This is a genomic window from Nitrobacter sp. 62-13, assembly GCF_001896955.1.
GTDB lineage: Bacteria > Pseudomonadota > Alphaproteobacteria > Rhizobiales > Xanthobacteraceae > Nitrobacter.
The window spans coordinates 1,111-9,659 of sequence record NZ_MKRN01000073.1; the positions used below are offsets into that span (position 1 = coordinate 1,111).

Annotated in this window: 7 protein-coding genes and 1 pseudogene; 4 read left to right on the forward strand and 4 right to left on the reverse strand. The window is 62.9% G+C overall.

The features are described from left to right. On the forward strand, positions 1–1,306 hold a 1,306-nt coding region (locus BGN91_RS07125; protein WP_292611793.1), incomplete at its 5' end, for an outer membrane beta-barrel protein. A 123-nt stretch (positions 1,307–1,429) separates the two neighbouring features. On the opposite strand, the gene BGN91_RS07130 is transcribed toward BGN91_RS07125, so the two are convergent. The 4 genes from BGN91_RS07130 to BGN91_RS07145 all read right to left on the reverse strand — a co-directional run bounded on the left by BGN91_RS07130 (position 1,430) and on the right by BGN91_RS07145 (position 7,032). Next, a complete protein-coding gene (locus BGN91_RS07130; RefSeq protein WP_292611795.1) occupies positions 1,430–3,007 on the reverse strand; it encodes an FGGY-family carbohydrate kinase in 1,578 nt (525 codons plus the stop codon). A gap of 59 nt (positions 3,008–3,066) precedes the next feature. Then, positions 3,067–3,630, reverse strand: coding sequence for a DUF2478 domain-containing protein (locus BGN91_RS07135; RefSeq protein WP_292611797.1), 564 nt, complete (start codon positions 3,628–3,630; stop codon positions 3,067–3,069). A gap of 304 nt (positions 3,631–3,934) precedes the next feature. Further along, positions 3,935–4,339 carry a winged helix-turn-helix domain-containing protein gene (locus tag BGN91_RS07140; protein WP_292611799.1) on the reverse strand — a complete coding sequence of 135 codons (405 nt, stop codon included), beginning with the start codon at positions 4,337–4,339 and terminating at the stop codon, positions 3,935–3,937. Between the two features lie 173 nt (positions 4,340–4,512). Next, positions 4,513–7,032 carry a DUF3772 domain-containing protein gene (locus tag BGN91_RS07145; protein WP_292611800.1) on the reverse strand — a complete coding sequence of 840 codons (2,520 nt, stop codon included), beginning with the start codon at positions 7,030–7,032 and terminating at the stop codon, positions 4,513–4,515. Between BGN91_RS07145 and BGN91_RS07150 the strand changes: the two genes are divergently transcribed. The 3 genes and pseudogenes from BGN91_RS07150 to BGN91_RS07160 all read left to right on the forward strand — a co-directional run. Continuing rightward, a complete protein-coding gene (locus BGN91_RS07150; RefSeq protein ID WP_292611816.1) occupies positions 7,001–7,165 on the forward strand; it encodes a hypothetical protein in 165 nt (54 codons plus the stop codon). The genes BGN91_RS07145 and BGN91_RS07150 overlap by 32 nt on opposite strands. Before the next feature lie 376 nt (positions 7,166–7,541). Continuing rightward, positions 7,542–7,772 carry a hypothetical protein gene (locus BGN91_RS07155; protein ID WP_292611814.1) on the forward strand — a complete coding sequence of 77 codons (231 nt, stop codon included), beginning with the start codon at positions 7,542–7,544 and terminating at the stop codon, positions 7,770–7,772. Positions 7,773–7,885: 113 nt separating this feature from the next. Next, positions 7,886–8,549: pseudogene (locus BGN91_RS07160) on the forward strand (acyl-CoA dehydrogenase family protein); the annotation flags it as partial.

Sequence of the window (8,549 nt, forward strand, 5' to 3'; positions counted from 1 at the left end):
TCCACCGCCGCCGCCATTATCCGTGCCGCCGTCGTCGACCGCGAACAAGCCTCCGATCGCACCGGCCATGGCGGGACGCGTGGACGGACAACCCGCACGCCGCCGCCTGAAGCGTGATGACGATCCGTTCGGCGCCGTCGGCAATTATGTCGGCGGTTTCCTCGTCAAGTCGGCGGTGGAATTGTCGGGCGGCTACGATACCAACCCAGGCCGGTTCAACACGCCGAAGGGTTCGGCGTTTTATATGGTATCGCCCGAATTCGTGGCCGCCTCCGACTGGGAACGCCATTCCCTTATCGCCGATCTGCGGGGCTCGTTTACCGGGTACGAGAGGACATTTCCGCCGGGGGTCGACAATTTCGGCCAGCCGATCGTTTCGCCGGTGCCGACGAACGTGGATCGGCCGGATTTCACCGGAAAGCTGGATGGACGTCTCGACGTGACGCACGATACCCGCGTCAATTCGGAGCTGCGGCTGCGGATCGGCACCGACAATCCCGGCAGCCCCAATATTCAGGCCGGTCTTGCACGCTATCCGCTTTACGCGACCACCGGCGGGACGGCCGGCATCGAGCACGACTTCAACCGCCTGCAAGTCTCGTTGAACGGGACCGTGGACCGCACGACGTATCAGGACTCGCGGCTCACGGACGGCACCTCGACGCCCAACGACGACCGCAACTTCAACCAGTACGGCGGCATCGGGCGCGTCAGCTACGATCTGATGCCCGGGGTCAAGCCGTTCGCCGAGGTCGAAGCGGACACGCGCGTCCACGACACGCGGTTCGATCGCAATGGCTTCCAGCGCGATTCCAGCGGCGGCTACGCCAAGGCAGGGACCAGCTTCGAGTTCACGCGGCTGCTGACCGGCGAAGCATCGATCGGCTATGCCGCGCGGAGCTACGCCGACCCACGGCTCAACCAGTTGACCGGCCTGCTCACCAGCGCGTCGCTGGTGTGGTCGGCGACGCCGCTGACCACCGCGAAGTTCATCTCCGTCACCTCGGTCGACGAATCCACGCTGGCCGGCGTCTCCGGTGTGCTGACGCGCACCTATACCTTCGAGGTCGATCACGATTTCCGCCGCTGGCTGGGCGCGGTCGGCAGGTTCACCTACGGCACGCAGGATTATCAGGGCTCGACCCGCTCCGACGAGATCTACTCGATCTCCGGCGATCTCGTTTACAAGCTGACGCGCGAATTCCAGATCAAGGCGCAAGTGCGCCGCGACATTCTGAGCTCGAACATTCCCGGTGCGGGTTCGGCGTCGACCGTGGTGATGCTCGGCGTTCGGCTGCAGCGCTAGAATCTTTCACCGTTTCATGGAAACGGTGAAAGATTCTAGCTTATTGTTTGACGCGTTTTCTTCACGCGAACCGGATTCCACTTCGCTCGAAAACGCTCTGGGCTGGCGTTGTGTTGGTGTCCGTCACGCCAGCCGCGACAACGCCCGGCGATGCTCGTGCATCAATAGAAACGCGCGATAGCGGCGGTCGAAGAAATCGCGCGCCGAAGGAGCTGGCTGCACGGTGCGGCCGACCCGGGTCATCTCGGCCGCGGCTGCCGCGAGCGACGAATAGAGCCCGCAGCCGGCAGCGGCGACACATGCCGTTCCCGAGAGCACGCCGTCGGGTTGTTCGGGGAGGGACACAGAGACTGCGGTGGCGTCGGCGTAAAGCTGGACCAGCAGCGGGCTCGCGGCATGGCCTCCCGTTAACCGGATCTGGTCGATGGCGTATCCGGCATCGTTCAGGGCATCGATGATATGTCGCGTTCCCAGCGCGATGCCGATCGCGGTCGCGAAATAAAGCCGGGTCAGCGAATCGGCCGAGGCATCGAGACGCAGCCCGTGGATCACGCCAACCGAGTCAGGATCGGCGAGCGGAGAACGGTTGCCGTGAAAGTCCGGCAGCACATGGAGGTCTTCGACGAAGCCGAATCCGCTGGAGGCGAGTGCCGCTTCGATTCGCGCGGCCATCACCGCGTGCCGGTCGGCGCCGAGCGATTGTCCCTCGACATGAACGTCGAGGATGTGATCGAGCAGCGAGCCGGTGGCGGATTGGCCGCCTTCGTTGAGCCAGCGGCCCGGCAGCATCGCGTTGTAATAAGGACCCCATATGCCGGGAATTTGCCTCGGATCGGGCGAGGCCGCCATGTGGCACGAGGAGGTGCCGGCGATCATGGCGAGCGTTTCGTTGAGCCCGGCGGCGTCGAGCCCGCCGAGCACGCCGATGCCGCCGGCATGCGCATCGATCGCGCCGACGCCGACGATGCAGTCGCGGGAAAGTCCAAGTTCGGCGGCGCTTTGGGCTGTCAGGGGACCCGCGCTCGTTCCGATCGATTGCGTCGAGGCAGGAAGCGCGGCGCGATCCGGCAGGTCATCGAGCCCGATGCGGGACAGGAAATCACGTTGCCAGCCCGGTTGCTCGTGGGCGAGATAAGTCCACTTGCATGTCACGGTGCAGGTGGAGATTGCGGCCCGTCCCGTCGCCTTCCATGTCAGGAAGTCGGTGAGATCGAGCACAAGCCCGTAGCGGCTCCACGCATCGGGACAATGCCGCTTCAGCCAGAGCAGCTTCGGGATTTCCATTTCCGGCGACATCACATTGCCGACATGGTCCAGCACCCGATGCCGGGTGGCTGTGATCTCGTCGGCTTCCGCGATGGCCCGATGGTCGGCCCACATGATGACGTTCCAGCGATCCTCGCCGGTTAACGAGACCGTGACCGGCCGGCCGGCGCGGTCAAGGGTGACGAGCGAGCAGGTGGCGTCGAAGGCGATGCCCCTGACCTCGTCCGCGGCGATGCATCCGGTCGCAACGGCTCCGCGCACCGCTTGGCAGACCGCGGTCCAGATTTCCTCCGAACTGTGCTCGGCGTGATCGGGCAGGGGATGCGCGGTCGAAAACGGGGCTTCGGCGCGTGCAAGCAGGACGCCGCGCTTGTCGAACACGCCGGCGCGCGCGCTGCTCGATCCGACGTCCGCTGCGATCACAAGATCTCGCATGTACGGATCTACAGAGGAAGCGCCGCCGTCGTGTCAAGACGGTTGTGCCGGTGGGGACCCTATTTGAAAATCTCGCAGACCGTCAGATGATCGGGTTGACGGAGGTTGACGTGGCGGGCCGACACGAGGTGCCACCATGCATCCAGCGATTCGCGGTCGCAGTGCAGTTTGACGGTCATGCCGCCGGCAAATGTGATCCAGTCTCCAAAATAATGGCTCGGCACTGCGATCACGACCGGAATGTCGGCACCGAGCGCGTGTGCGATCAGGTGGGCAAGGCCTTTGCCCTCGCGCTCCTGCCGGCCGAAGCGGTTGACGATCAGGATGTCCGCGCCCTCGTCGATGGTTTTTGCGATCCGCTCGCCGACGCCCGTCAATTGTCTGACATCGAGGCGGCACCCCGACGAATAGGCGTTTCTGTCCTGAAACAGCCGAAGCTGCTCGCCGGTAGGCACCAAGGTCGCGGACAGGCTGGCATCGGGGTAGTGACGGCCGAGCTGAACGATACCCACCGCCCGGTGGCCGCTTGCGTTCAGACCGGCGGCGAACTCACGCAGGATCTCGTCCGGATCATGGTCTTCCGTATAAACCAAAGCGGCAAGGTCGCATTGGGCGTCGAACATGATTCGCCTCCTCAATCGCGGCGGCGCTCGCCGTGATTTTCCAGAGCATTTTCCGGCTGAGCGGAGGAATCCCTTAGCCGTAAGAAAATGGTCTCAATCAATCATTTGCGCGTATTCTGGTTTTACGGAATACGCGCCAGCCGGTCCGGAGCGACCGAAGCCGTGCGGCCGGCTTCTCTTTCCGTGCTAACGTTATAGCCAGATATATATCACGTCAAAATGAATCAGGCCAGAGCGGAATGCCGCGGCCGGTCGACCGTTCCGGCGGGGCGTCGGCCGCCGCTCGATGTCACGGCGCTTCTTGTCAGCGAGCCCTGGTGTCTTTCTCTCGTTCGGCGCCTCTTTTCGGGTGCCGGATATCGTTTCGCAGCGCCTCGAGTTCCTTGTGAACTGCGGTCGAGGCGTCCCGCTCGATCTTGCGGTAGCGTGCGACCAGGGAGACCCCGAACGGGGTCAGGACCGCGCCGCCGCCATTCTTGCCTCCGGTCTGCCGCGCGACCGCGGCCTGCCGGCAGATGCGGTTTATTTCATCGACGAGATCCCAGGCGCGCTTGTAGGACATGTCCATGGCGCGTCCGGCGGCCGAAATCGAGCCGCAAGCCTGTATGCTCTCGAGCAACTGGATTTTGCCCGGTCCAATACGGCCTTTAGGGTCGAGATCGATCCGCAAGCTCAATGAGGGGATTGATTTGTTGGATGAAGCCTGCATGTCACGCCCGATGGTATATGGAGACGGAAATTATACATCATTCCATGTTGAACGTCAGCTTTCGAATGATGCTACTGAGCGCGCTTCCCCTTCGAGAAGAGCGGGGGTGCCGATCCACGATCACCTTGCCGTGTTGCAAGCGATTCGTGCCAACAGTGGCTCCCGAGCATGCGCTATGGCGCAGCGGACCGTTCGGTTCCGGCCAAGCCTCGTCCGGCCACGTCGCGCACCAGCGCCTCGATGCGGTCGAGATCCCGGACGTGCAGGTCTCGTTGCGGATAGGGAATTTCGATTCCCTCCTTGCGGAAGCGTTTGAAAATCTCGAGCCTGACCTCGTTGGCGGCGCCGGCGTCGATGCCGATATGCGCGACGTGAAAGAAGACCGTAAACTCCAGTGCGTCGGCGCCAAAATTGCCGAGAATGGCAAACGGTTCAGGTGACTTCAGGACGCGCGGATGGTGCGCGACGATGTCGAGCAGGATTTCGATGACCTTGTCGGGATCGGCGTCATAGGAAGTGGCAACTGGCACCGACAGGCGGGCCGAATAGCTGCCGTGCATCCAGTTGACCACCTGCCCGCTGATCAGGTCCGCGTTCGGAACGATCACCGAGACGTTATCGTAGGTCGCGATCTCGGTCGCGCGCACGTTGATTCGCTTCACGACGCCCATGCGATTGCCGACCTCGATGCGATCTCCGACCTTGATCGGACGTTCCACCAGGAGAATCAGTCCGGAAACGAAGTTGTTGATGATGGATTGCAGTCCGAAACCGATGCCGACCGACAACGCGCCGGCGACGATCGCGACGTTTTGCAGGTTGAGGCCGACATAGGACAGCGCGATCAGGGTGGCGAGAATGACGCCCGCAGAACCCGCGCCGCTGCCGATCGAACTGCGAACGCCGACATCGAGACTGGTTTCCGGCAGGAAACGCTCCTCAAGCCATCGCTTGAGCGCGCGCGTGGCCACGACGCCGATGATAAAAACCGCAACCGCCCCGAGAATCACGGACGGCGCGATGGTGATATTGCCGATCTGGACGCTGAAGAACGCCGAGGACATCGACGTGAGGAGGTCGTCGGAGCGAATTCCCCAGGTCGTGAGCACAACGAAGGCCGTCAACCCGATCAGGGACAGTTGGAGAAGGCCGCCGAGCACCGCGGCGATCTGCCGGACCGCGCTGCTCCCCAGGCCCGCGGTTTGCCGCAAAAAACGGCCGATCGCGCCGTGAAACGCGAACGTGGTATTGACGAGAACCGCTGCGAACCGGCTCAGCAGCACGAAGCTCATCAGCGCGGCGATCACCACCACCATTTCGATCGTGATAAACCGGCCTAAGGCGGGATATCCCGCGAGCGGTCCGAGAATGGCGGCCGTGGCCATCACCCAGCCGACCGGAATCAGCAGGCGCCACGCAGATTTGTTCACGGCGGCAGTGGGGGGAGGGCTGGTTCCGTCGTCCGCTTCGGTGGCGGCCGCTACGCGAAGCGCGCCCATGAAGAGCAGCCCCTTCGCAATGGCGACCACGCCCCGGCTCGCAATCGAAAGTTCGATCGGCGCCCTGATCGCGAGGTTGATGGCGTCCACAACCACGCCGAACGCAATGACCATGGCGAGCAGCACCGCGAAGGATATCAGGCCATCGGCCGCGGCATTGTCCATTTCGATCAGACGCCAGGTCGGACGTCCCGGCGCCAGCACAGCGATCGTCAGGCGCACGAAGAAGAAGCCGAAGGTGATGCCGATGAACAAGGCGCGAACGATCGGGCTCACGTCGTCGGGCAGCACCCCGAGCATCATGAGCGCCTGATAGAGCACGAGTAGCGAGACGGCGGTGAGCGCGGTGTCCGCAAGGACGATGACGGCGGCGGAGCCGGTCTTCCGCAGCGGGCTCGGATTGGCGATCTCGGGGTCTCGTTTCGTCCAGCGCGACCACCAGCGCCGGCCCGGCGACAGGAAGAACCCGAGCACCACGAGGGCAGCGATCGCAAAACCCGATGCGGCGCGGAGCGGCTGTGACGCCAGCACCTGGCCCCATTTGGTGAGGAGATCGGTCAAGTATCCGGCGGCAACAGGAACAGCGGTTGCGGCGGTGATCCAGAAGGTGGGATTGACCAGGCTCGCGGAGCGTTGCAGCACCGAATCGTTGAACATCGCGCGCCGCCGATCGGAAATCGCCTCGATCGTTTGCTGAGCCCGCACGTTGATGAGCTTGGCCTGCTGAATGATGCCCTGCCGTGCGGCAACTTCGGCCAGCAGCTTGGCGCGCTCGAGCTTCACGTCGTCAGATGGTGGAGCGGTCGCTTCGGGGCTTGGCGCGAGTTCGGCCGCCCGTGCGGTCGCCGCTTCGAGCGGAGGCGTGATTTCCGAGATCAGGTCGCGCGCTTCACCTTGCGCGGCCGTGGTCCGGCTTCGCAGGTTGTTCAATACGGTATCGTCGATCACATGGGCGCGGAGAACTGCCTCGACCTGATCGAGCGTCTGCTTCCAGCCGTCGAGTTTCGACTGTGCTTCAGGAAATTGCGGTGCCGGTACGGACGGCAGATCTTCAGCGGGAGCGGCCGGCGGAGGCGCGGCCGCCGGGCTTGCCGGCTTGGCTGTGCCTGCGTTTCCGGGAGCCGGCGTTCCGGCATGCAACGGCATCCACGATAGAAACACGATGAAGAAAATTGTCGCGCGGATTATCTTCATGGTTCTCTTGCCTATCGAAACAGTGCTGAATTTGACGATGCAGCCTTCCGGAACGGAAGACGAAGCCGTGGCGGTTGTTGTCCGGCTATGCGATGCGCGTGAGGCGCGTCATTTTGGTTTGGCGGTACGATAGGCAGAAATCCGCCTATTGTATGTATTTCAGTTCAGCCGCTGTTGCTTGAATGACAGGCGCAGCCGCGTCTCGTCAATGCCTGCAGCCGTTCGTCGAGCGCGCCGAATCCGTCGATTACGAATATCGGAGCGACGTCCCCGCAGCCGATCGCGCCGGACCGATGTGCTGCGAAGAATGGGTGCACCCAGATGTCGCCGTATGCAACGCATATCTTGTTGTATTTATTTGATTTTTATCCTGGGTGATGAACCTCACGGTCTCCTCGGCGGCGATGATTCAGAATGCCGCATCGACAATCGCCGCGCATTCACGGCCAATCGAGGAGCCAAAGATGACCATCGTTCGCACCGAGACCTTCCGTCAGATCGCAGCGACCATGGTTGTCGCGGTGTTCTTCGTCATGCCGGCGAGCGCAAGCCATGCCTTCACCGCTGAAGCGCAACGGCAGTGCACCGGCGATGCATTCCGCCTGTGCAGTTCGGAAATTCCGGATATCGGCCGGATCACCGCCTGCATGGTCAGGAACCGATCCAGCCTCAGTTCGGGCTGCCGCGTCGAACTCGATAAGGGTCTGGCTGCGAAATCGCACAAGGTCGCCGAGCAGTAAACGGCCTCGCGGCTTCGCCGGTTGCCATCGGTTGGTGATCCCCATCATACTCGCCTATGATCGGCCAGCACCGCAAGGTGGTCCGTTGCGCAGCGGACAGTGAGGAGTGCCCGATGGCAGGTATCAGCCCGCCCGCGAATCCGTCGTCAGAGCCGGATCACGACGACGATCCCTATGCCGCCATGATGGCGCGAGCACGGGCGCTCGTGCCACAATTGCGCGAGCGGGCTGCGAGGACGGAAGAGTTGCGGCGGTTGCCGCCTGAGACCGAGAAGGATTTTCATGCGGCTGGCTTGTTCAGGATTCTGCAGCCGAAGCGGGTCGGCGGCTCCGAATTCGATTATGTTGCTCTCGTCGACTTTGCCGAGGCGATCGCCATGGCCGACGCATCTGCGGCCTGGACGCTGGCGAACCTTGCGAGCCATCACTGGATGCTCGGCATGTTCGATAGCCGGGCGCAGGATGCCGTCTGGAGCCAGGATGCGACCGCTTTGATCGCCTCCTCTTTCGTGTTTCCCTCCGGTCGCGCCAGGAAGGTCGAGGGCGGCTACCGTCTGCAGGGCCACTGGCCGTTTTCGTCCGGCGTGGATTGCTGTGCCTGGAACATGCTCGCGGGGATCGTCTCATCCGACGATGAAGCCGACGGCATCGAGTACAGGATTTTCCTGCTTCCCCGCGAAGACTACCGCGTCATCGATATGTGGAACGCCGCCGGCTTGAAAGGAACAGGCTCGAACGACGTCGCCGCCGAAGACGTTTTCGTCGAAGACTGGAAAA